Consider the following 22765-nt stretch of genomic DNA (forward strand, 5'->3'; position numbering starts at 1 on the left):
TAAGTATTAGTTTTTGTTAAAATTAGCAATTAACGTATAAACTGCAACGTCAAATTCCTTGTGAGGACTATATTCTTGTAAATCTTTAATTACTTCTTCACTTTCTTTTGGTTGGTGGAAGAAACACATGAAAGGAATAAACAGATCTTCCATTTCTTCACCCAGATCAATCATACCTACATGACTGCAAATATCTTCTACGCTACTTTCTACCAGATTTTGGTTCGTGATTAAATCTTCATAGATATGGAATTCATCTTGGAACTCATCTTCTTCTACCAATAAGAATTCCTTCAGGAAATCGCCAAGCTCTGGCTTAATACGCTCATCATGACATTCATTGATGTACAATAACAAGTTTAAAAGCTCCGTACCTCTATCGATAGTCTCTTCTTCAATATCCGCCCACTCATCAGTTTCCAAGTAATCTTCTTCTAATTTTTTTACATCATTAGCAAAGAAATTGATCATCAATAAATCGAAGAAAACCTCTCTCAATTCCTCAAATGCAGGGTACTCATCAAATACCTCATCAAATTCTTCTACCTTCTCCAGGAAGCCAAGATCTTTACTAAATACTTCGATCAACCCCTCTTCTAATTTGATGGAATCTATTCCAGATACCGTAGCAAATTTATCTAACGACGCAATTAGCGCTGTTCTAACATGATTATCCATATGCTTGTAATTGTTTGTTGTTATATACCAGTTGAACTTTACCGGTTAATTTTTTATTTAAAAGCGGCGAATTCGCTGATTTCGATTGATTATTTGAAATGTTATATTCCCATTCTAGTGTAGGATGGTACACCGTAAAGTTGGCGATTTCATTTTCTTCGATAACTGGAACCTCAAGGTTTAACAGTTTGCGGGGGTTGATTGACAACTTTTCTACAATTTGCGTCGCATCCAATCCAGCTTTAAGCATTAATGGAAGAACCGTTTGCAAGGCAATGATGCCATAAGCAGCAATTTCAAACTCTACCGCTTTAAATTCTATCTCCTGCGGACGGTGTTGAGAACATACGGCATCAATAGTTCCGTCTTTCAAGCCATTGATCAATGCTTTCACATCTGATTTTCCACGCAATGGCGGTTTCACTTTATAATTGCTATCGAAGTCATTTAATAGTTCTTCTGTGAATACCAGGTGATGAGCCGCAACATCACAGCTGATCTTTAAGCCGTCTTTTTTAGCTTTTTTAATCAGCGCGACCGAACCTGCTGTAGAAATATTACTAAAGTGTAATGGGGCATCATGGTAGGTAGCCAGGAAGATGTCTCTGCTGATGTGCATCTCTTCTGCTAATGCAGGAACGCCTTTCATCCCCAGTAATACACTGGTTTTACTTTCATTAATCTGCGATTTCCCAGAGATTGATTTGTTTTCCGGATGCACCATCATCAAGCCATTAAAGCCTTTCAGGTATTGTAAAGCACGGCTCATGAATCCATCGTCACAAATCGGCTTACTGCCATCAGAGAATGCAATAGCACCTGCTTGTTGCATATCATACAGCTCTGCCAACTCTTTTCCTTCCAGATCACGACTTACTGCCCCGATTGGCAATACGTCTACCAGATTTCCAGCTGCTTTATTGATGATATAGGCGATTTCTCCCTTTGAATGAACAATCGGTCTGGTATGTGGCAATACGGCTAGTCCGGTAAAACCACCAGCCATAGCGGCACGGGTTCCCGTTTCCACATCCTCTTTAGTTTCAAATCCAGGATCTCCTATAGAGCAGTTCAGGTCAAAAAAGCCTGGTGATAAAATGGCACCTGCTCCGTCAAAAACTTCTTCCTTGCCGGAAGACTGCAGGTTACTGCCAATCGCAGTAATCTTGCCCTGTTCTACACGTACATCACAAGTTTTTTGATGGAACTGGCTGTTTGGGTCGGCAATGGTTACCCCAGTGATGAGAAGATTCATGGTTTTTGTATGTTTTTTGTTTTATTAAAAAATCGGATCAATAGTATTTCGATGGCTAAAAAAACAACAGCCAAAATTAGGCAAAGTTTCCATAACTCTATACTGCTATTTTTCGCCTGTATGTTTAGTGATAAGGCATCTTTCTGAGAATTGTGCAATGCAATCTGCTGTCCGGCGAATAAATCCTTCAGACTTTGTTCGCTAGCATAATTCATATCAGATTCCCTGCGGTCGTCATTGAAAGCCAATACCGCAAGCACAGAATCTGCACTTTTAAGCTCGTAAAAACCGGCTTTTTTCACCTGATCTGCGATGTACAACAGGGTTTTCCCTGGTGTCTGACGAATTTCCGGGATCACTTCTATGCCATCAGCTGATTTAAGGATAAGTGATTGATTCGCTCCAAGACTGATCTTTTGCTGCTCCAACAAATCATCTTTACCTGCAGTATAATACATCGGCTGCTCTTTCGCACTACTAAATGCCACTTTAAACAAGAGCGGTACAAATACCGGATGTCTGGATAAGTTTCCATCTTCAGGTCTCAAAGTGCTGGCCGACAAATATATTTTCCCTGCACCAGAAGGATACCTGGCAAAAAGGCTTTGATTTAATGGCAACTGAAGAATATTTTCTTTCCCTGCGGTATTTCGCTCCAGATAGCTAAAGTACCTGTTGACTACCGGGAGGTCTATATTTGCAGGAACCTGCTCAAAGACATCTTTAAACAACGGATCTTTGAGCTCGATACTCGTCGAAACCGCCGTTCCTGTATTCAATTGTTGCACTGCCGGCAACGATAACGCCGTCAAAAATGGAGTATAAACCGCAGCACCAGCGTCCAGATCAGGGAAAATCACTAATGATCCTCCGTTTTGAACATAGCTTTTAAGTTGCTGCGCGAGTCCAGAGGAAGGTTGCTTTAAGCCATTCAGTATGATGAGACTATATTCCGGGAAGCTCGAATATTTAATATTCGCCTCCGTCATTTCCATTAGTTTAAAATAAGGATCAGCAGCGAATAATGATTTTAAGAACTGTTGTGTAGGATCACCGGAAATACTTAACACCTTCATCTCGCTATTCACGCGGAAGCTAAAATTCAGTGCATCATCAAAGGTGATCGGGAAATCTTTTATAGACAACACCCCTTTTTGCCAGCCTTTTTGCAAACCGCTAAAGGCCAAAGTATCTTTTACTGATTTTCCTGCCGGAACTTTAATATTGCTAATGGCTTTTTGCTGTTGATTAATCAGGAGCTTCAAAGGAACATCATTCGCATCTTCTGAACCATAATTGTGCAATTGTACCACCAATTGTTCCGCCTGCTTGGGTTGATGAACCGGAGATAAGCTCCATACACTGTCTACCGCAATATTTGGAACTGCGTTCGCATTTAATTTAATCAGGGAATAACGGATACCCGGATCAGATTTTATCTTTTCAGTCCCCGCAAAATTTTGCTGAAAATCAGAAAGCAGGTATACCAATTGATTTTTTCTAGAATCACCTTCCTGCTGTAGTCTGTTGACCACTTGCTGCAAGGTTCTACTGGCTGGAGAAATTTTCACATCTTCCAGCATTTGAATAAAAGCTTCCTTGTTTAATTTACGTTGATGTTTCCCTTCAAAATCATTAGTGAGCAGTTGAAATTGGTCGTTCAGTTGATAAGCTCCTACAATTTCTTTCGCCTTACGCTTCGCTTCATCCAATAGATTCCCCTCCTTATTCACCGTTTCCATGCTATAGGAATTGTCGATATAAACACTGATCAGGTTACCTTTAGTAGGATCTAAGCCTGCATCCAGCGGAATATAAGGCCTTGCAAAGGCAAGCACCAGGAATAGGATCGCAAGAATTCTGCAAGCCAATACCAATAAATGTTGAAGCTTCTCCCGGGAAGAATTCTGTTCTTTTGCTTCTTTAAGAAACTGTACATTACTAAAATATACCTTCTTAAATTTCCTAAAATTAAATAAGTGAATTACAATAGGAATGGCTATTGCCAGCAGTGCGAAAAGAAAACCTGGGTATAGGAAATTCATTAAAAACCAAAGGTAGAACTTTTACATGAATTTCCTCATAGCTGACCATAAAGTTTCATCTAAACCATAAACATCGGCTCTATATTGCATTGAACCGTTCTGTGACCAGGCAGTAATGTAATTTATAATCAATGGAACCTGTTTTTTCGTACCAAACCAGGTAGGTTTTAGCTTAAATAAATTCACGGTATCTGCTTTCTTTGCCAGTTTCTTACGATACAGCGCCATTTTTGTGGTATCTAAAGGAGGAAGATTTACTTCCATCCTGAGTTGATCATAACGGTTTTTATCTTTAACCAGGTTCTGTGCAAACTCTAAAGGTTTTTCTACACGGATACAACCATGGCTAATGGCGCGATTGGCTTTTGCAAAACCGCTTTTATTGTTGGTATCATGCAGGTAAATGCTAGAGCCGTTGTCGAAGATAAATTTAAACTTCCCTAAAGCATTCCCATCTCCAGAACCCTGTTTAAATTGGTAAGGCAATTTCTCTCTTGAGTAATTACTCCACTGAATGGTATCAGGCTCACCAATCAATTGCCCATTTCGGTACACATTGATGTTACTATTAGAAAGGTAATAAGGATCTTTTCTTGCCATCCAATAAATTTCATTTCTGGCGATGCTCACGGGAATATTCCAGATTGGATTTACCTGAATAGAATTTAGCTTACTAAATAAGATGGGCGTTTCATGATTTTTAGGTTTATCATCCAGGTTACCACTTTTCTGATATTTGGCAATTTTCTCTGCATATCCATCTTCTCTCTTCCCTCCTACGCAAACTTTCATATGGCTCAACGTGTCTTCTTTGCTAAACCAGGTCAGCGAAAAATCAGGAATATTTACCTCTACGTACTCGTTCCCCATCTCGGGCAGCTTCCACCTCAAACGTTCCATATTTACCAAAATAGTTTTCGCTTGGTCGCTCTTTCCTAAACCAGCTGCTTTTAAACTAGCCAGTTTTTGTTGCATGGCTAAATATTGCTTAGAATTGGGTTGAATTTCTTTCAATAAACCCTGAACATCCTTTGTAGCCAACACCTGAGATATACTTGCACTATCAGGGCGTTTTACCGGAACATAATAACGGGAGAACAGTTTACGTGGATTTACACTCCCATAGCTTACAAAATTATCATACTTGGTTAAGCTTTCCGCAGCATTTAGTTCTAAATCAGCAACAACAGGGTAAACTTCCTGGATCGTTTTAAATTTGTTAACAGACAAGCCTTGCAAAGCCTTCTTCAATTCTTCCAGGCGGAAGAGCTCCGGATTATAACCATGTGCATCTACTCTTGCGATAAAAGCCGTTAAAGTATCCAGTCCACCGTTAATAAAAAACTGGGTCACCAAACGTGGTTCCTCGTTATGGCTTGCATAAAAGTGCTGAATGGTATTTGGATTCGTTAATTTTCCTTTCAAAGCATCAAAACGTTGCTTAAAGACTACATTATATTCAGCAGTATCAAAATCTTTGTAAAGTTTGCGGTCAAAATGCTTAGAAAGCACTAAACCGATCTCAGGGGTATCTTTAAACCAAGAACAGGCATTTAATAGTAAACAGAACGGGATTATAAGGAACAGTATTTTTTTCAATGTGGTATTTTTTTTACAAAACTAGATGTTAATTGTCATTATCAAACTGAAATAGGCAAATTAAATGCCATATATATTTTGTTTTGTGCTTTCAATCTATATATTTGCAGTTCCACAGCATGCTAACACTTGTTGATTAAGGACTTAAAAAGAATTATGACTCAAATTTTGAACCATCACTTACATTTGCACCATCGCCTGTCGGCGATGTATATGTAATGTTTTGTACTTCAAAACTTGTTTCCGAAATATCTTCTTGTCCAATATTCAATAATTTCAACCTAGCATAATCATTGAAAACACTTAAAATAGCTATCCAGAAATCTGGTAGATTAAACGAAAAGTCAGTAGAAATCCTTAAAAATTGTGGTTTATCATTCGAAAACTACAAAAGTTCCCTAATATCCACAGTGACGAATTTCCCATTAGAGATTCTTTTCCTGAGAGATGATGACATTCCAGAATATGTTCAGGATGGCATTGCCGATTTAGGTATTGTTGGTGAAAACGTAATTGTGGAAGCCGGTGCAGATGTCACTTATCTTCAACGACTAGGTTTCGGAAAATGCACTTTAAAAATTGCCATTCCTAATGAAAGCAGAATCACTGAGGTTGCACAACTAGAAGGCAAAGCTATCGCTACATCTTACCCGGTGATCTTAGAAAAATACCTAAAAGAAAACCATGTCAATGCGGAAGTAAGAACCATTTCGGGTTCTGTAGAGATTGGTCCGGGATTGGGATTGAGTGATGCCATTTGCGATATCGTATCTACTGGTGGAACTTTAAAGAGCAATGGTTTAAAACCTTTCTCAGAAGTTATGAAATCTGAAGCCATCCTGATTGGCAGCAAAGGTTCGGAGCTTCTTCCTGAAGTTCAGGAGCTGTTACAAAGAATCCTTTCTGTTTTGCGCGCTAAAGAAACTAAATATGTGGTACTGAATGTGGCGAAGGTTAATTTAAAGAAAGTTGTTGATTTATTACCAGGGGTAAAAAGTCCAACAGTAGTTCCTTTGTTCGATGAAGAATGGGTTGCTGTTCATTCTGTCATTGCGGAACATGATTTCTGGGAGAAAATCAACAGCCTGAAGGCTGCCGGTGCCCAAGGAATTGTAGTTATGCCAATTGAGAAAATCATCGCTTAAAAACTCAACACCACCTTTAAAAACAATATACTCTGATGAAAATCTATAGTTATAAAGAGTTGACTGAGCTAGAGATCACAAATCTCTGCTTAAGACAGCTAGAAGACGATAGTAGTATTCTGGATCGTGTAACTCAAATCGTTGAGCAAGTAAAAATGCGCGGAGACGCTGCATTAATCGATTATGCACAGCAGTTTGATCAGGTCGCTTTAACGGAATTATACCTTTCGGAAGCGGAGATTGAACGCATAGCCGCTACGATTCCCGCAGCAGAAAAAGCGGCTATTGATACGGCCTATGCAAACATTTGGGCTTTTCACGCGGCTCAAGCCAACACAGAAGATAAATTGGAAACCATGCCTGGCGTAACTTGCTGGCGGGAATCCAGACCAATCAGTCGTGTGGGATTATACATCCCCGGAGGATCGGCAGTATTACCAAGCACATTTTTGATGCTTGGCATTCCGGCAGTATTGGCAGGATGTAAAGAAATTGTAGTCTGCTCCCCTCCTCAAAAAGATGGAAAAACCAATTGTTACCTGGCTTACTGTGCGGTAAAACTTGGTATTAAAAGAATATATATGATTGGTGGCGCGCAAGCCGTTGCTGCCATGGCTTATGGAACAGCAAGCGTACCCAAAGTCTATAAGATCTTTGGCCCGGGAAACCGTTATGTGACTCAGGCGAAACAACTGATTCAATCCAGCAGTATGACCGCTATAGATATGCCTGCAGGCCCTTCAGAAGTTTTAGTCATTGCTGATGAAACTGCAAACCCGGCATTCATTGCGTCGGATTTACTGGCTCAGGCAGAACATGGTGCCGACAGTCAGGCGATTTTAGTCGCTACCTCTTCCGAAATAGTTGCCGAAACATTAAAACAAATCGAAGTTCAGCTTGCTGTACTTCCTAGAAAAGAGGTCACAGAGAAAGCCATTGCCAATTCTTATGTCGTACAAGTAGATAACCTGGAACAGGCTATGCAGTTTAGCAACGAATATGCTCCTGAACACTTAATTTTAGCAAGCAGTCGATTTGAGCAGCTGATCCCCTTAATTGAGCATGCAGGTTCTGTATTTCTAGGAAACCTGACTCCAGAAAGTGCCGGCGATTATGCTTCAGGAACCAACCATACCTTACCGACCAGCGGTTTTGCAAAAGCATACTCTGGAGTATCCCTGGATTCTTTCCTGAAGAAAATTACCTTTCAGCACATCACAACACAAGGTTTAGCCAATATTGGCAGTACCGTTGAAGTTTTAGCCGCAGCAGAAGGTCTGCAAGCGCACAAAAATGCAATCACTATTCGTTTAAAATCATAAAGATGGATATCAATAACCTCCAAAGAGAAAACATCAAAAATCTGAAACCATATTCTACCGCAAGAGATGAATATAAAGGACAGGCCAGTGTATTTTTAGATGCCAATGAGAACGGATATGGTTCTCCACTAGATGTAAATTTCAACAGGTATCCAGATCCATTACAACTGGATCTTAAAGATGCGATCAGCAAAATTAAAGGCGTTCCTATTGAAAATACGTTCCTGGGCAATGGCAGCGATGAAGCAATAGACTTGCTGTTCCGTGCCTTTTGCGAACCGGGAAAAGACAACGTGATCATTCTTCCTCCAACCTATGGAATGTATGAAGTTTCTGCCAACATCAACAATGTAGAAGCCCGAAAAGTAAACCTCCTGCCGAACTACCAATTGGATCTGGAGAAAATTGCAGAAGCAATTGATGAAAACACGAAACTAATCTTTATCTGTTCTCCAAATAACCCAACTGGAAATTCCATTATCCGCACAGATATTGAAACTGTTCTGGCTAATTTCCAGGGATTGGTGATCATTGATGAAGCCTACATTAACTATGCAAAACAACGCACCTTTATTAAAGAATTGACGGAATATCCAAATCTGGTAATCCTACAAACTTTTTCTAAAGCATGGGGACTTGCCGCATTGCGCTTAGGAATGGCATTTGCTGCCCGTCCGGTAATCGACATCCTTAATAAAGTAAAACCTCCATACAACATCAACCAGGCCACACAGGACCTTGCATTGAAAGCGTTGGAAAATATTGCACAGGTTAACGAATGGATTAAAATCACTGTTGCAGAAAGAGAAAATCTGAGCGAAGCGCTGATCGATTTACCAATCGTTAAAAAAGTTCATGCTTCTGATGCCAATTTCATACTAATTGAAGTCATAGATGCGTTAAAAACTTATGACGCCTTAGTAAACCAGGGCATCATTGTCAGAGACCGTTCTAAAGTAACATTATGTGAAGGTTGCCTTCGAATCACCATAGGAACCCCACAAGAAAATGAAATCCTCTTAGCAGCTTTGAAAGCGCTTAACCCCTAAAATAGGAAACCATGATCGGCATAAACTTAAAACCAGTATAATTATCCTGATCATAGTTTCAGAACCATTGAAAACAATTACATGCTAATGAAAAAAGTATTATTTATTGACAGAGACGGAACCCTCATTAATGAACCACCTGATGAGCAAATCGACTCTTTTGAGAAACTGGAGTTCTACCCACGTGCGCTTTATTACCTTTCAAAAATAGCCAAAGAGCTGGATTATGAATTGGTCATGGTGACCAACCAGGATGGATTGGGAACTGAGGCCCATCCGGAAGCCAACTTCTGGCCGGTACATAACTTTGTCATGAATACCTTCGCCAATGAAGGCGTAGTGTTCAATGAGGTGATCATCGACAAAACTTTTGCCCATGAGAATGCCCCGACGCGAAAACCTAACATCGGTTTGCTGCAACACTTTCTAACCTCAGATTACGACCTGGAAAACTCTTTTGTAATCGGCGATCGCATCAATGACATCATTTTGGCTAAAAACCTGGGTGCAAAAGCCATCTGGTTATGTAATAACCTGCAATTGGGAGCCAATGAAAAACTAGATAAAATAGAAGCCCTTAACGAATATATCGCGTTAAAAACTCAGAACTGGGAAGACATCTATACCATGCTGAAAGCAGGAAGCCGAAGTATTCACCAGGAAAGAAACACCAATGAAACAAAAATCAGCATCGATATTGATCTGGATGGAACGGGAAAAGCGGAGATCTCTACAGGATTAAACTTCTTTGACCACATGCTGGATCAGATTTCCCGTCATGGCAGCATCGACCTGAAAATTAAAACTGATGGCGATCTTCATATCGATGAGCACCATACCATTGAAGATACAGGTATCGCACTTGGCGAAGCATTTGCAAAAGCAATTGGCAACAAATTAGGTTTGGAGCGCTATGGTTTCTGCTTACCTATGGATGATTGTTTAGCACAAGCAGCGATCGACTTTGGCGGTAGAAGCTGGATTGTTTGGGACGCAGAATTTAAGCGTGAAAAGGTAGGTGACATGCCTACGGAAATGTTCTATCATTTCTTCAAATCATTTAGTGATGCGGCAAAGTGTAACCTGAATATCAAAGCTGAAGGTGAAAATGAACACCATAAAATTGAAGCTATTTTTAAAGCTTTCGCAAAAGCCATCAAAATGGCCATTAAACGCGACGCTGAAAAGTTAGTCTTACCGAGTACTAAAGGCGTATTGTAATGATTGGAATTGTAAACTACGGCGCAGGCAATATCTTTTCGCTAACCTCAGCGTTAGAAAGACAACACCTGAACTATGGAATGGTAAATACGGAAGCAGACCTGGATAAATATACCCATATCATCATTCCAGGTGTGGGCCATGCTGGTGCAGCCATGAAAAAATTGGAACAAACCGGACTGGTAGGACCAATTAAAGCACTAAAAAAACCAGTATTGGGTATCTGTGTAGGCATGCAGCTTTTAACCGATCATTCCGAAGAAGGAGATGCAAGACTCATGGGTATCTTCCCCTTAAAAACCCGCCTGTTTGATAAAAATCAGGGTATTAAAATCCCACACATGGGCTGGAATAATATCGAGCACAAAAACAATCCATTATTTGATGGCGTAGCAAATGAAACGCAATTTTACTTTGTGCATTCGTACTTTATTGAATATAACCCTATTTTTGATATTGCCACTGCAAATTATGGCACGCCATTTTCTGCAGCTATACAAAAAGACAATTTCTACGGCGTTCAGTTCCACCCGGAAAAATCCGGTACCGCCGGAGAACTTTTATTAAAAAATTTCTCAACCTTAACACCATAAAATGTACATAATACCTGCTATTGATATTTTAGATGGAAAAGTAGTTCGCCTTAGAGAAGGTGACTATAACCAGAAAACTGAATATGATGTTTCCATCGCCGAAATGATCGAAACTTACCGTTCTAACGGTACAGAGTTCATACATATTATTGACTTAAACGGTGCCAAAGGAGATTTCAGTAACCAAAAAGCATTGTTTGAAATCATTAGTAAAACTGATATGCGCGTACAATACGGAGGAGGTATCCGTACCATTCAACAAGTTACTGACTTATTGGATGCAGGAGTTCACCGCGTTATCGTAGGTACACAAGCCATCACCAACCCAGATTTCCTTGCGGAATTAAGTGAGGAAGTAGGCAAGAAATATGACTACGCCAATAGAATCGTCATTGCGATTGATGTATTGGATGAGGTGATTAAATATTCTGGATGGATGGAAAGCTCACCTGTTAAATTAATGGATTACGTAGATAAATGTCTGCAATTGGGCTTTTTCAGATTCTTATGTACCGACATCAACAAAGACGGAAAACTTGGCGGAGCAGCAGTAGACCTTTATAAAAAACTATTGGAACACTCACCCTTCATTAAACTGATCGCTTCTGGTGGTGTGAGCTCTATGGCTGATATTGAAGAGTTGGCAAAATTAGACATCCGCTCTGTAGTCGTAGGTAAAGCCATTTATGAAAGCAGAATCACTATTGAGGAGATCAAAGAGTGGAATTTAAAGCAAATGACTTCTCTTTAAGCCGATGCTAAGTAAACGTATCATTCCATGCCTGGATGTTAAAGACGGCAGAACGGTAAAAGGTGTCAACTTTGTTGACCTTAAGGATGCCGGAGATCCGGTAGAACTGGCCTGGCAATATGCGCAGCAAGGTGCCGATGAACTCGTATTTCTAGACATAACCGCAACTCATGAACGTCGAAAGACGATGATAGAAATGGTGAAATCAGTTGCCCGTCAGCTGAACATTCCTTTTACCATTGGTGGCGGGATTACCACTATCCAAGATGCGGAAGCCCTGTTAAATGCAGGTGCAGATAAGATCAGTATCAATTCTGCAGCGGTCAAAAACCCGGCTTTAATTGAAGAACTGGCCAACGCATTTGGCGTTCAATTTGTAGTAGTTGCCGTAGATACCAAACTGGTGGAAGGTAAAAACCGCGTTCACCTAAATGGGGGTAGATTAATCACCGAACTGGAAACGGAAGATTGGATTCGTCAGGCAGAAAATAGAGGTGCCGGAGAAATCTTGTTAACCTCGATGGATCATGACGGGACAAAACAAGGATTTGATTGTGGATTATTGAATACGATTACTCAAATGATCAATATTCCTGTAATTGCCTCCGGAGGAGCGGGAACTGTGGAACATTTCATAGAAGTCTTTGAAAAAACAGGCGTTGATGCAGCCCTTGCGGCTTCGGTATTTCACTTTGGTGAGATTCCCATTCCTGACCTGAAACAAAAATTAAAATACCACAATATACCTGTAAGGTTATGAATATAGATTTTGAAAAAACAGATGGATTGGTTCCGGTGATCATTCAGGACGACCAGACGCTGGAAGTTTTAATGCTGGGTTACATGAACCAGGAAGCCTGGACAAAAACTCAGGAAGAAGGCAAAGTAACCTTCTTTTCCAGGTCTAAAAACCGACTGTGGACTAAAGGTGAAGAAAGTGGAAACTTCCTTTTCGTAAAAGAGACGCATATTGATTGCGATCGCGATACCATATTAATTAAAGCGAGCCCGGTAGGCCCAACTTGTCACACCGGAAGCAGAAGCTGCTTTAAAACCGACTACAATCAAAACTTCCTTTTTGAATTGGAAAGCATTATCTCAGATAGGTATGAAAACCCTTCAGAAGAATCATATGTGAACAAACTTCGCCAGAAAGGTCTGAATAAGATTGCACAAAAAGTAGGTGAAGAAGGTGTAGAAACTGTAATTGCTGCTTTAAACGAAACAGATGAAGATTTTGTAAATGAAAGTTCAGACCTGATTTTCCACCTTTTAGTACTGCTGAAAGAAAAAGGAAAAAGCTTAACTGAGATTGCTCAAAATCTGGAAAAAAGACACCGAAAATAGAAACCATTGCTGTCAGTAAAAAACAGCAAGTAATACCATTACAAAAATATCATGCTGAAACACTTACATACCCTTAACGGACACCAAAACCCTATCTATTCCTTAGCGAACTCCCCTAAAAAAGACACCTTTTTTAGTGCCGGAAATGACAAAGGTGTAGTGGAATGGTCACTGGAAACGATGGGTTTTGTAAAAGTTCTTGTGCCGGTGCAAAGCTCTGTATATGCTTTGCACCGATTCGGCAACCTATTATTTATTGCCCAACGCAGTGGATCGATCCTGGTCTTTAACCTGGATGAAGCGCAGGTAATTGCGACTTTAAACTTCCATCAAAAGGGCGTATTCGATCTTAAAACCATCGCTTATAAAAATGAACTGGTAAGCAGCGGAGAAGATGGGATACTTGCCGTATGGTCTTTAGCTGACTTCTCCTTGTTATATCATTTCCAAGTGATTCCGCAAACAGTAAGGGTAATTGCATTGAGTAATGATGAAAAGGAATTGGCATTAGGTGGTAAAGATGGTCTGATCCGAATCTATAATTCGGAGGATTACAGCCTCATTAAAGCGCTTAATGCGCATACTTTTCCGGTCACCTCCTTACAATACTCCCCTGGAGGAGATTACCTGATTTCAGGGAGCCGAGATGCCCAATTAAAAGTATGGAGTTTACCTGATTATGAATTGATCAATAGCATCGCTGCACACCTATTCAGCATCTATGCCATTGCATTTCACCCTACCGAACCTTATTTTGCAACCTGCAGTCAAGATAAAAGCATTAAGATATGGGGCAGCAAAGATTTTAAACTTTACAAAATTCTAAGTTTAGAAAAGAATACAGCAGGACACTCCCACTCCATCAATAAACTGATCTGGAGTACCAATGGGGACTTTCTGATTTCCACAGGAGATGACCGACAAGTCATGGTTTGGAAATTTAACTAACAGGTTATCAGAATACTGCCATTTACTTTCAAAAAACTAAGGAAAGAAAACTAAGAATGATTAAATTGGTATAAAATAGTACCAATCATGGCAAAAGAACACCAATATAAGACCGCAGTCACCTGGACAGGGAATAAGGGTTCAGGAACGATGGATTACCGCTCATACGACAGAAGCTACGTCATTTCTATTGACCATAAAGCAGAAATTTCAGGTTCTTCAGATTCCGCCTTTCTAGGCGATAAAACCAAGCACAATCCCGAGGATTTACTCGTTTCTTCCCTATCCTCTTGTCACATGCTTTGGTACCTTCACCTTTGTTCCCAAAATGATATTATTGTGATGGACTACAAGGACAATGCTGTAGGTACGATGATCGAAAATGCTGACGGTAGTGGTCACTTTTCAGAAGTCACTTTATATCCCATCGTGACGATTACCAGAGCAGTGGATCAGGATAAGGCAAATGCCTTACATGAGCAAGCACATAAAATGTGTTTCATTGCCAATTCCTGCAATTTTCCCGTAAAGTGTCAACCCAGCTGTGTGATTGAAGGGAATTAACAAAATAAATTAACGCCAGTCTAAATGGCTGGATATTTAAATAAAGCGCTTAATGATTCTGAGTTGGTGACTATAACGTCCCAACTCCGCATTGTAAATTCCCTGATCATCTATCGGATCAATTCTGACCTTTCCCGAAGCATGGATGATGCGATCAGTACTCAACATAATACCTACATGTATAATCCGTCCATCAGCATTGTCAAAAAAAGCAACATCACCTGGTTTTACAGCCGGTAAAAAGTCTACTACCTCCCCTTGCTCTGCCTGCTGCCAGGCATCCCTTTGTAATTGAAATCCGTTCAATTTAAACACGATCTGTACGAAACCCGAACAATCTATCCCAAACAAATTCCTTCCACCCCATAAATAAGGAGCATTTAGAAAGAAAAGTGCGTGCTGAATCAATTCCTCCACCGTATGAAAAGCCGTAGTTTTTAAAGGGGTAAACATGACCGCATATTTTTGTTGCCCAAGTGTGCAAAAGCCATTTTCCAACATCGGAAGGTTACTTCCTGGAGAAAGATAGTATCTGGTTCCCGCTTCATCAATCACCGTTCCCATAAGCTCGGCAGGAACCACATGGTCACAACTGTGGTTGTTCACATATTGTTCTAAAGAAATCATAGACAGCTGTTTGAAATCCATCCATCCCTCATAGCTGTCTGCAGCATTGCAAACCAACCACCAGTTTTCTTTCTTTTCTAAAATCTCCACATGATCACCAAAAAGCAATTGAGAACTAATCTCAGCTTTATCGGAAGGTTCAGTCCTTAGGGGGGCAATGGCCACCCTGCAAATTCCATATTCTTGTTCCATATTATTACTGACTCTGCTGCTATAAAAATAACAATAACTCTATCATTATTACAATCCAGAATAGATTTCTATAATACCCCTGAAAATCTATATATTAGATAAAATCATTGCCCTTTTTAGGAATGTTAAATTTTTATATCGCTTTAAATAAGCAAACAATTTACAGTAATAAGATGTCTTAATAGTATAACCCTTAATTTGTAAGACCATGAACCTTAAAAAGATTTTAATTGCTGTCGACAATAGTACCTGCTCCGAAAAGGCGGCCAAGACAGGGTATGAAATCGCAAAAACATTTGATGCAGAAGTAGCCCTGGTCAACATCATAGAGCCGATTCCGGCCAATATCAACCCGGATCTGACCCTTGCCCCTGTTTTTTTGGAGACGTACGACAACAGCGAAGAGAATAGTAATATGCTATTGAAAGAAATAGAAGGAAAGTACAGTTTGGGGATTAAAACCACTTATTTAAGTGTGATTGACAATGCTGCACATGGCATCATCCAACAATCGGACGAATGGGGTTCCAACCTGATTGTAATCGGTACTTATGGCCGTACTGGCCTCTACCATTTCTTAATGGGAAGTGTTGCAGAACACGTAGCCAGAAAATCCGCCTGTCCGGTACTGATTGTGCCTAATAAATATGAAGAGAAAGAGGAATAACTCCAAAAAAAAGGACGCTAATCAGCGTCCTTTATATTTTTCAATAATTCTGTTCTTAGTTTTCCTGATGTAACCAGGCCTTTTTAGCCAATAGCTCTTCTTCAGTTTCACGCACATCTTCATCATCAACACAACAATCTACCGGGCAAACTGCCGCACATTGAGGTTCATCATGAAAGCCTTTACATTCTGTACATTTATCGGAAACGATATAATAAACTTCGTCAGATCCAGCTTCCATAGAAGCTTCTGAGTCTATTTCTTTCCCGCCAAAATCAATGATACCATTTAAATTGGTTCCATCAGAGAATCTCCAGGCTGTGCCTGCGTCATAAATCGCATTATTGGGGCATTCAGGCTCACATGCTCCACAGTTAATACATTCGTCTGTTATTTTAATAGCCATGTCTTCGTCTAATTCTAATGCTAAGGTTACCTTTGCAGTGCAAATATAACACATAAACTTTAAAATAATTGGAATATGGCAATCCTTACTGCTGAAAAACTCATAATTGCATTCAAAAAGCTCGGTCAATTTACTGCCAATCCTGATCCTGACTTTAAAAATTTAATTTTATCAGCACCAAATAGCAATGCCTGGTTTACGGTTGAAGAGGTAGAGAAAGCGTTAAAAGCTTTACATCACATGCTCAATGACCAGGATATTGAAACCTGGTTTAAATCCATTAAAGTTAGTGCAAGCCCGAAAAAGGTAGGATTAATCCTGGCTGGAAACATCCCGATGGTCGGTTTTCATGATGTAATTTCGGTATTGGCTACAGGAAATATTGCCCTGATCAAACTATCAAGCTCTGACGACAAGCTATTACCAGCATTACTGAAAAGATTGGTAGACATCGAACCTTTATTGGCTGATCATATTGTTTATGTAGAAAGACTAAAAGATTTTGATGCGGTTATAGCTACTGGTAGCAACAATACCTCCAGATATTTCGAATATTATTTTGGCAAAGTGCCTAATATCATTAGAAAAAACAGAAATAGTGTTGCCGTACTAACTGGTAAAGAAAGCAAGGAAGAAATCGCAATGTTAGGTCATGATGTATTCGATTACTTCGGATTAGGTTGCAGAAATGTATCCAAACTTTTCATCCCTGAAGATTACGACATTAAGAATTTCTATGAGCCTATAGAATCCTTCCAAAACATCATCAATCACTTCAAATACAACAACAACTACGATTATAACAAATCCATCTACCTCGTAAATGCAGCGACACATTTTGACAATGGATTTCTACTACTGAAAGAAGACGTAAATATGGTATCGCCATTGGCTGTCCTGTTTTATGAGCGTTATAAAAACCTGGAAGAAGTACAGGAAAGACTGGCCCAGGAAGAAGAAAATATCCAATGTATTGTTTCTAAGGCTGATTTAAAGCTTAACACTACGGTATTGGCACCAGGACAAAGTCAGGCACCCAAATTATGGGATTATGCAGACAATGTAAACACCATCGATTTCCTGAACAGCCTGTAAAGGTCTGATTCTTGTACCCCGACATAGGAAGCGGTAAAATTAGGGCAACCGCTTCATTTCTCATTTTGAAATACTATTTTTGAACAAAATGTATATAATCAAAGTTAAAGGCATTGCCAAAATCCCAGACTATGTACAGTTGAGGGATGAGAAATTTACGCTATTGGCGTACTTTAGGGTAGATAGACCGGAGAAATCCTTGGAAAAACTAGGTCTGGGCGACAAATTGACCGCTATAATGAATTTTGTAAACGATTTGCCTTTCGGACAAATTGCTAAATTAGATATTTAAACATGACAGAAAACGCAGTTATAAATTTAAAGAACGTAGATGTGTTCCAGCAAAAACACCTGGTCTTATCTAATGTAAATCTGAATGTGGATAAGGGAGAGTTCGTTTTTCTAATCGGTCAGACAGGCTCCGGTAAAAGTAGTTTACTAAAAATCATTTATGGTGACCTCCATATCGGAAACGGTGAAGGACAGGTTGCAGGATTTGATTTAAAAAACCTGGCGATTAAAGATGTACCTTATTTACGTAGAAAACTGGGCATTGTGTTTCAGGATTTCCAACTGCTAACCGATAGAACGGTAGAAAAAAATTTAGAGTTCGTATTGAAAGCAACAGGCTGGAAAGATTCAGCATTAATCCAGGAACGCATTAAAGATGTGCTTGAAAAAGTGGGCTTACGCTCTAAGATTAGAAAAATGCCTCATGAGCTTTCCGGTGGAGAGCAGCAGCGTGTGGTGATTGCCCGTGCTTTATTGAATAACCCGGAAATTATCCTGGCCGATGAGCCTACAGGAAACCTGGATCCGGATACTTCTGAAGAAATTGTAATGCTACTGAAACAAATCAGTCAAGGGGGAACCGCGGTATTAATGGCTACCCACGACTACCATATCATCCGTACTTTACCTTCCAGAATCATAAAATGTGAAGGTGGTATCGTGCATGAAGATGCACAAATTGTGTAACCATATTCTGACAAATTATTATTATTCAGCCATTCTAGTCAGTCTTTTCATTTGAAAACTGACAGTATGGCTGATATCATTCATTGGCAAACCTTTTGAGTTTGAATCCAAAAATTCTACTATACCATGTTTAGCAAGAAGAAAAAAAACGACATCGAAGATCCTATTATGGGAAATACTGCTGATGAGCAGGTAACCAACGTGCAAGCCGAAGAAAGTGCAGATGCCGCTTCTACTCCAGAAGAAGCTCAACCTGAGCTTTCTGTTGAAGAGAAACTACAACAAGAAGTTGCTGCATTAAATGATAAATATCTGCGCTTATTTGCAGAGTTCGACAACTATAAACGTCGTACTCAAAAAGAACGCGTAGAGCTTTTACAAACTGCAGGTAAAGACGTAATTGTCTCCATGCTTCCGGTATTGGACGATTTTGACCGCGCCAATAAGGCGATGCAAGGTGCTACTGATGTTGCCCCGATCCTTGAGGGTCTGGCATTAGTTCACCACAAATTAAAAAGTACATTAGCCCAAAAAGGTCTGAAAGAAATGGAAACATTACATACGCCATTTGATACAGACCATCATGAGGCAATAACGAATATTCCTGCTCCAAACGAAGAGTTAAAAGGAAAAGTGATGGACGAATTAGAAAAAGGGTACACTTTAAACGACAAGGTAATACGCTTTGCAAAAGTCGTTGTAGGGAGTTAATATTTTATGAGCAAGAGAGATTATTATGATGTGCTTGGCGTGTCCAAGGGTTCATCTGCTGAAGAGATTAAAAAGGCTTATCGTAAGTTAGCCATTAAGTTTCACCCGGATAAAAATCCGGATGATAAATCAGCAGAAGATAAGTTTAAGGAAGCAGCTGAAGCTTATGAGATTTTAAGTAATCCAGAGAAAAAACAACGTTATGACCATTATGGACATGCGGGTGTTGGCGGTGCTTCTGGCGGCGGTGGCGGCTATGGCGGTGGCGGCATGAACATGGAAGATATCTTCAGTCAATTTGGAGACATCTTCGGTGGTGGTGGCGGCAGCCCATTTGATAGCTTCTTTGGCGGCGGTGGTCAGCAATCTCGTGGTGGCGGCCGACGTGTAGCGAAAGGTACCAACCTGCGCATTAAAGTAAAACTTACCTTGGAAGAAATCGCCAACGGTGTAGAAAAGAAAATCAAAGTTAACAAACAAGTTAGCTGTAAAACCTGTGATGGTTCAGGTGCTAAAGACCGTAATTCGGTAAGTACTTGTCAGACTTGTGGTGGAAGTGGTGCAGTACGCAGAGTAACCAATACCATATTGGGACAAATGCAAACAACCTCTACCTGCCCTACCTGTAATGGTAGCGGTTCACAAATTACCTCTAAATGTACTTCCTGCCATGGTGAAGGTATCACCCGTGGTGAGGAAACCATTACCATCAATATCCCTGCTGGGGTAAGCGACGGTATGCAATTGAGCATGAGTGGTAAAGGTAACGCAGCACCTCAAGGTGGAATTCCAGGTGATTTAATCATCCTGATTGAAGAAATTCCTCATGAATCTCTAAAACGCGAAGGAAACAATGTCGTTTACGACTTACACGTTTCTATCGTTGATGCGGCTTTAGGTTACAGTGCGGAAGTTCCTACCATTGATGGTAAAGCAAAAATCAAAATAGAACCAGGTACACAAAGCGGCAAACTTCTACGTTTGAAAGGCAAAGGTATCCCGGAAATCAATTCTTACCACCGTGGTGATGAGATCATCCATGTGAACATCTGGACACCGAAAGCATTAAGCTCGGAAGAAAGAAGTATGCTGGAGAAACTTAGGGAATCTCCTAACTTCAAACCTCAGCCAGGAAAGAATGATAAGAGTTTCTTTGAAAAAATGAAAGAATACTTTGACTAACCCCGGTTAGTCGGCATGCTAAAAAAGCTACCTTCGGGTGGCTTTTTTTATGTCTCATTTTTATTTCATTCGAAATTATTACCACATAATCAGTAACATTTTAATAAGTTAGTATACTAAACTACTAAAACTAAAAGATGCTGATTATAAATAACATTGTCAAGCAATATGCTGCTCATCGCGCTTTGGATGACGTCAGTCTACGCGTAGAAAAAGGAAAGATCTTCGGCCTTTTGGGCCCAAACGGTGCAGGAAAGACCTCCCTGATTCGAATCATCACTCAAATTACTGCACCAGATAGCGGAGAGGTGATTTTTAACGGAGAAAGACTCAACGTAAAACACATCTCTCAAATTGGCTACTTGCCAGAGGAGCGAGGCCTTTATAAGAAAATGGAAATTGGCGAACAGGTTTTATATCTTGCCAGACTTAAAGGATTAAGCACTCCTGAGGCCACCAAAAGAATCAGATATTGGTTTGAAAAACTCGACATGGCCGATTGGTGGAATAAAAAAGTAGAGGATCTGAGTAAAGGGATGCAGCAAAAAGTGCAGTTTGTGGCTACCGTATTACACAAACCAGAGCTCATCATCCTTGATGAACCCTTTTCAGGCTTCGATCCGGTGAATGCAGATGTCATCAAAAACGAAATATTAGAACTCAATAAAGAAGGTGCTACTTTCATATTCTCCACCCATAGGATGGAATCGGTAGAGGAGCTTTGCGACAATATCGCCCTGATCCACAAATCTAAAAAGATACTGGATGGACCAATGGCAGAAATCAAAGCCCAATACCGCAACAATACTTATTGGTTGGAATATCAGGGGGAATACAACTTTGAAAATGCAAGGGAGATTTTTGAAGTGCTGGAAAACACAACTACAGCCCATAAAACCCGGCTTAAAATCAAAATCAGGGAACACCGAAATGCAAACCAGGTATTGTCGGCACTACTTCCTTATGTTTCCATTAACAGACTGGATGAAGTCATCCCAACCATGAACGATATTTTCATTGAAAAAGTAACCCAACAAAGCTAACATCATGAACAAAATCTTACTCATTATACAAAGAGAATACTTATCAAGGGTAAAGAAAAAGTCCTTTATTGTAATGACTTTGCTAACCCCAATTATCATCGCCTCTTTTTACGGATTGATCATTTACTTTTCAATTGAAGGTGTCAAAGGAACGCATAGTAAAGTAGCGGTTGTAAATAACAACAAGACCTTAACTGAGCAACTTGCCTCCACTAAAAACATCAGCTATACGTATGTCAACCAATCTTTGGAGGACATGAAAGCTTCTTTTAAAAAGACAGACTACGATTATATCTTATACCTCCCTCCTTTTGAGCTGAGCGAACCAAAGGGAATTCAACTCTTGGGTACCAAACAAGCTGGCCTATCCCTCAATGGACGGATCTCCGGAGATGTAGAAAACATGATTCGTAACCAGAAGTTGAAAGCTTCCGGTATTGCACAATCAGACCTTGATGGCTTAAAAACCAATGTTGATATTGACAACAAAAAGATCGGAGAAAGTGGCAAAGAGGAAGATTCCAGCGCAGGTGCCAGTACCATTATCGGTACCGTTGCCGGTATCCTCATGTTCATGTTTATCATGTTGTATGGCATCCAGGTGATGCGTGGCGTCATTGAAGAAAAAACCAGCAGGATCATAGAGATCATGATCTCTTCCGTGAAACCCTTCCAATTGATGATGGGAAAAATCGTCGGTATTGCCCTTGTAGGATTGACACAATTTATCTTATGGATCGTACTGACTGCTTCCATTTCTACAATTGCCGTCACAACTTTGGTAGGAAAAGACGAGCTGAAGCAGCGTACTAGCAGCATGAATATAAAAGCAAAAGACGGCAGCACCATCAACACACCTATGACTTCCGCCGTAGACAGTCCGGTGTTATCGATGCAGAAAAGCCTGGCCAGTCTACCACTGACTAAAATCATTCTTGTATTTATATTTTTCTTTATTGGCGGATATTTATTCTATAGTGCGCTATATGCAGCGATCGGGTCCGCGGTAGATAGTGAAACGGAAACCCAGCAATTTATGATGCCCGTCATGATGCCTTTACTGGTTGGTTATGCACTGTCATTAAGCGTGGTAACCAACGATCCTTATGGACCAGTTGCTTTTTGGCTATCCATGATCCCTTTTACCTCTCCTATCGCCATGGTGGTTCGTTTACCTTATGGTGTACCAGATTGGCAATTGGCATTGTCAATGCTTATTTTAGTGGTCGGTTTTGTGGGCACCGTTTGGCTGGCCTCCAGAATCTACCAGGTAGGAATTTTAATGTATGGCAAGAAAACCAGTTTGAAAGAAATGATCAAATGGTTTGCTTATAAAAACTAATCACA

Annotated in this window: 24 protein-coding genes; 18 read left to right on the forward strand and 6 right to left on the reverse strand. The window is 40.1% G+C overall.

Features of this window, described 5'->3' with window-relative positions:
* Positions 1-6 precede the first annotated feature (6 nt).
* From GM920_RS21340 to GM920_RS21355, 4 genes are read right to left on the reverse strand one after another with little or no spacing between them, the layout of a single operon-like run.
* A complete protein-coding gene (locus GM920_RS21340; RefSeq protein WP_182961308.1) occupies positions 7-678 on the reverse strand; it encodes a hypothetical protein in 672 nt (223 codons plus the stop codon).
* Entirely contained in the window at positions 671-1933 is a 1263-nt protein-coding gene (locus tag GM920_RS21345; protein WP_182961309.1) for a dihydroorotase, read from the reverse strand. Before GM920_RS21345 ends, GM920_RS21340 begins: the two co-directional genes overlap by 8 nt.
* Positions 1930-3978: a vWA domain-containing protein gene (locus tag GM920_RS21350; protein WP_182961311.1), complete on the reverse strand. Its 2049-nt coding sequence runs from the start codon at positions 3976-3978 to the stop codon at positions 1930-1932. The genes GM920_RS21345 and GM920_RS21350 overlap by 4 nt, the downstream gene beginning before the upstream one ends.
* A gap of 21 nt (positions 3979-3999) precedes the next feature.
* A complete protein-coding gene (locus GM920_RS21355; protein WP_182961313.1) occupies positions 4000-5577 on the reverse strand; it encodes a L,D-transpeptidase family protein in 1578 nt (525 codons plus the stop codon).
* Positions 5578-5870: 293 nt separating this feature from the next.
* Between GM920_RS21355 and hisG the strand changes: the two genes are divergently transcribed.
* The 10 genes from hisG (at position 5871) to GM920_RS21405 (ending at position 14517) form a co-directional block, all read left to right on the forward strand.
* Positions 5871-6722: an ATP phosphoribosyltransferase gene (gene hisG, locus GM920_RS21360; protein WP_182961315.1), complete on the forward strand. Its 852-nt coding sequence runs from the start codon at positions 5871-5873 to the stop codon at positions 6720-6722.
* A 35-nt stretch (positions 6723-6757) separates the two neighbouring features.
* Positions 6758-8044 carry a histidinol dehydrogenase gene (gene hisD, locus GM920_RS21365; RefSeq protein ID WP_182961317.1) on the forward strand — a complete coding sequence of 429 codons (1287 nt, stop codon included), beginning with the start codon at positions 6758-6760 and terminating at the stop codon, positions 8042-8044.
* A 2-nt stretch (positions 8045-8046) separates the two neighbouring features.
* Entirely contained in the window at positions 8047-9093 is a 1047-nt protein-coding gene (hisC, locus tag GM920_RS21370; RefSeq protein WP_182961319.1) for a histidinol-phosphate transaminase, read from the forward strand.
* 87 nt (positions 9094-9180) lie between these two features.
* Positions 9181-10314, forward strand: coding sequence for a bifunctional histidinol-phosphatase/imidazoleglycerol-phosphate dehydratase HisB (gene hisB / locus GM920_RS21375; protein ID WP_182961321.1), 1134 nt, complete (start codon positions 9181-9183; stop codon positions 10312-10314).
* The gene (gene hisH / locus GM920_RS21380; protein WP_182961323.1) at positions 10314-10907 is read left to right on the forward strand and encodes an imidazole glycerol phosphate synthase subunit HisH; all 594 of its coding nucleotides are present in this window, start codon (positions 10314-10316) and stop codon (positions 10905-10907) included. Before hisB ends, hisH begins: the two co-directional genes overlap by 1 nt.
* 1 nt (position 10908) lies before the next feature.
* Positions 10909-11658 carry a 1-(5-phosphoribosyl)-5-[(5-phosphoribosylamino)methylideneamino]imidazole-4-carboxamide isomerase gene (hisA, locus tag GM920_RS21385; RefSeq protein WP_182961325.1) on the forward strand — a complete coding sequence of 250 codons (750 nt, stop codon included), beginning with the start codon at positions 10909-10911 and terminating at the stop codon, positions 11656-11658.
* A gap of 4 nt (positions 11659-11662) precedes the next feature.
* A complete protein-coding gene (gene hisF, locus GM920_RS21390) occupies positions 11663-12418 on the forward strand; it encodes an imidazole glycerol phosphate synthase subunit HisF (RefSeq protein ID WP_182961327.1) in 756 nt (251 codons plus the stop codon).
* On the forward strand, positions 12415-13005 hold the full coding sequence (gene hisIE / locus GM920_RS21395) for a bifunctional phosphoribosyl-AMP cyclohydrolase/phosphoribosyl-ATP diphosphatase HisIE (protein ID WP_182961329.1): 591 nt from the start codon (positions 12415-12417) through the stop codon (positions 13003-13005). Before hisF ends, hisIE begins: the two co-directional genes overlap by 4 nt.
* A gap of 51 nt (positions 13006-13056) precedes the next feature.
* Positions 13057-13953, forward strand: coding sequence for a WD40 repeat domain-containing protein (locus GM920_RS21400; RefSeq protein WP_182961331.1), 897 nt, complete (start codon positions 13057-13059; stop codon positions 13951-13953).
* A gap of 87 nt (positions 13954-14040) precedes the next feature.
* Positions 14041-14517 (forward strand): OsmC family protein, encoded by a 477-nt coding sequence (locus tag GM920_RS21405; RefSeq protein WP_182961333.1) that lies wholly within the window; start codon positions 14041-14043, stop codon positions 14515-14517.
* A 36-nt stretch (positions 14518-14553) separates the two neighbouring features.
* On the opposite strand, the gene GM920_RS21410 is transcribed toward GM920_RS21405, so the two are convergent.
* Positions 14554-15336: a C40 family peptidase gene (locus GM920_RS21410; protein ID WP_182961335.1), complete on the reverse strand. Its 783-nt coding sequence runs from the start codon at positions 15334-15336 to the stop codon at positions 14554-14556.
* 208 nt (positions 15337-15544) lie between these two features.
* Here GM920_RS21410 and GM920_RS21415 point away from each other — a divergent pair, with 208 nt between their 5' ends.
* Entirely contained in the window at positions 15545-16003 is a 459-nt protein-coding gene (locus GM920_RS21415; protein ID WP_182961337.1) for a universal stress protein, read from the forward strand.
* A 55-nt stretch (positions 16004-16058) separates the two neighbouring features.
* Here GM920_RS21415 and GM920_RS21420 read toward each other — a convergent pair whose 3' ends face one another.
* On the reverse strand, positions 16059-16409 hold the full coding sequence (locus GM920_RS21420) for a 4Fe-4S dicluster domain-containing protein (RefSeq protein ID WP_182961605.1): 351 nt from the start codon (positions 16407-16409) through the stop codon (positions 16059-16061).
* A 75-nt stretch (positions 16410-16484) separates the two neighbouring features.
* On the opposite strand from GM920_RS21420, the gene GM920_RS21425 reads away from it, so the two are divergent.
* From GM920_RS21425 to GM920_RS21455, 7 genes are all read left to right on the forward strand, one after another.
* A complete protein-coding gene (locus tag GM920_RS21425; protein ID WP_182961339.1) occupies positions 16485-17504 on the forward strand; it encodes an acyl-CoA reductase in 1020 nt (339 codons plus the stop codon).
* Positions 17505-17592: 88 nt separating this feature from the next.
* Entirely contained in the window at positions 17593-17796 is a 204-nt protein-coding gene (locus GM920_RS21430) for a fructose-6-phosphate aldolase (protein WP_182961341.1), read from the forward strand.
* A 2-nt stretch (positions 17797-17798) separates the two neighbouring features.
* A complete protein-coding gene (locus tag GM920_RS21435; RefSeq protein ID WP_182961343.1) occupies positions 17799-18482 on the forward strand; it encodes a cell division ATP-binding protein FtsE in 684 nt (227 codons plus the stop codon).
* A 126-nt stretch (positions 18483-18608) separates the two neighbouring features.
* Positions 18609-19193, forward strand: coding sequence for a nucleotide exchange factor GrpE (locus GM920_RS21440; RefSeq protein ID WP_182961345.1), 585 nt, complete (start codon positions 18609-18611; stop codon positions 19191-19193).
* Between the two features lie 6 nt (positions 19194-19199).
* A complete protein-coding gene (dnaJ, locus tag GM920_RS21445; RefSeq protein WP_182961347.1) occupies positions 19200-20375 on the forward strand; it encodes a molecular chaperone DnaJ in 1176 nt (391 codons plus the stop codon).
* Positions 20376-20512: 137 nt separating this feature from the next.
* Positions 20513-21418, forward strand: coding sequence for an ABC transporter ATP-binding protein (locus GM920_RS21450; protein ID WP_182961349.1), 906 nt, complete (start codon positions 20513-20515; stop codon positions 21416-21418).
* A 4-nt stretch (positions 21419-21422) separates the two neighbouring features.
* Positions 21423-22760, forward strand: coding sequence for an ABC transporter permease (locus GM920_RS21455; RefSeq protein ID WP_182961351.1), 1338 nt, complete (start codon positions 21423-21425; stop codon positions 22758-22760).
* Positions 22761-22765: the final 5 nt, after the last annotated feature.

The sequence above is a fragment of the Pedobacter gandavensis genome, assembly GCF_014172405.1.
GTDB lineage: Bacteria > Bacteroidota > Bacteroidia > Sphingobacteriales > Sphingobacteriaceae > Pedobacter > Pedobacter gandavensis.

What these genes read in the sequence shown, in the direction of transcription:
- GM920_RS21340 (WP_182961308.1), bottom strand. Translation starts at nt 678, where the DNA reads ATGGATAATCATGTTAGAACAGCGCTAATTGCGTCGTTAGATAAATTT.
- GM920_RS21345 (WP_182961309.1), bottom strand. Translation starts at nt 1,933, where the DNA reads ATGAATCTTCTCATCACTGGGGTAACCATTGCCGACCCAAACAGCCAG.
- GM920_RS21350 (WP_182961311.1), bottom strand. Translation starts at nt 3,978, where the DNA reads ATGAATTTCCTATACCCAGGTTTTCTTTTCGCACTGCTGGCAATAGCC.
- hisD (WP_182961317.1), top strand. Translation starts at nt 6,758, where the DNA reads ATGAAAATCTATAGTTATAAAGAGTTGACTGAGCTAGAGATCACAAAT.
- hisC (WP_182961319.1), top strand. Translation starts at nt 8,047, where the DNA reads ATGGATATCAATAACCTCCAAAGAGAAAACATCAAAAATCTGAAACCA.
- hisB (WP_182961321.1), top strand. Translation starts at nt 9,181, where the DNA reads ATGAAAAAAGTATTATTTATTGACAGAGACGGAACCCTCATTAATGAA.
- hisH (WP_182961323.1), top strand. Translation starts at nt 10,314, where the DNA reads ATGATTGGAATTGTAAACTACGGCGCAGGCAATATCTTTTCGCTAACC.
- hisA (WP_182961325.1), top strand. Translation starts at nt 10,909, where the DNA reads ATGTACATAATACCTGCTATTGATATTTTAGATGGAAAAGTAGTTCGC.
- hisF (WP_182961327.1), top strand. Translation starts at nt 11,663, where the DNA reads ATGCTAAGTAAACGTATCATTCCATGCCTGGATGTTAAAGACGGCAGA.
- hisIE (WP_182961329.1), top strand. Translation starts at nt 12,415, where the DNA reads ATGAATATAGATTTTGAAAAAACAGATGGATTGGTTCCGGTGATCATT.
- GM920_RS21400 (WP_182961331.1), top strand. Translation starts at nt 13,057, where the DNA reads ATGCTGAAACACTTACATACCCTTAACGGACACCAAAACCCTATCTAT.
- GM920_RS21405 (WP_182961333.1), top strand. Translation starts at nt 14,041, where the DNA reads ATGGCAAAAGAACACCAATATAAGACCGCAGTCACCTGGACAGGGAAT.
- GM920_RS21410 (WP_182961335.1), bottom strand. Translation starts at nt 15,336, where the DNA reads ATGGAACAAGAATATGGAATTTGCAGGGTGGCCATTGCCCCCCTAAGG.
- GM920_RS21415 (WP_182961337.1), top strand. Translation starts at nt 15,545, where the DNA reads ATGAACCTTAAAAAGATTTTAATTGCTGTCGACAATAGTACCTGCTCC.
- GM920_RS21420 (WP_182961605.1), bottom strand. Translation starts at nt 16,409, where the DNA reads ATGGCTATTAAAATAACAGACGAATGTATTAACTGTGGAGCATGTGAG.
- GM920_RS21425 (WP_182961339.1), top strand. Translation starts at nt 16,485, where the DNA reads ATGGCAATCCTTACTGCTGAAAAACTCATAATTGCATTCAAAAAGCTC.
- GM920_RS21430 (WP_182961341.1), top strand. Translation starts at nt 17,593, where the DNA reads ATGTATATAATCAAAGTTAAAGGCATTGCCAAAATCCCAGACTATGTA.
- GM920_RS21435 (WP_182961343.1), top strand. Translation starts at nt 17,799, where the DNA reads ATGACAGAAAACGCAGTTATAAATTTAAAGAACGTAGATGTGTTCCAG.
- GM920_RS21440 (WP_182961345.1), top strand. Translation starts at nt 18,609, where the DNA reads ATGTTTAGCAAGAAGAAAAAAAACGACATCGAAGATCCTATTATGGGA.
- dnaJ (WP_182961347.1), top strand. Translation starts at nt 19,200, where the DNA reads ATGAGCAAGAGAGATTATTATGATGTGCTTGGCGTGTCCAAGGGTTCA.
- GM920_RS21450 (WP_182961349.1), top strand. Translation starts at nt 20,513, where the DNA reads ATGCTGATTATAAATAACATTGTCAAGCAATATGCTGCTCATCGCGCT.
- GM920_RS21455 (WP_182961351.1), top strand. Translation starts at nt 21,423, where the DNA reads ATGAACAAAATCTTACTCATTATACAAAGAGAATACTTATCAAGGGTA.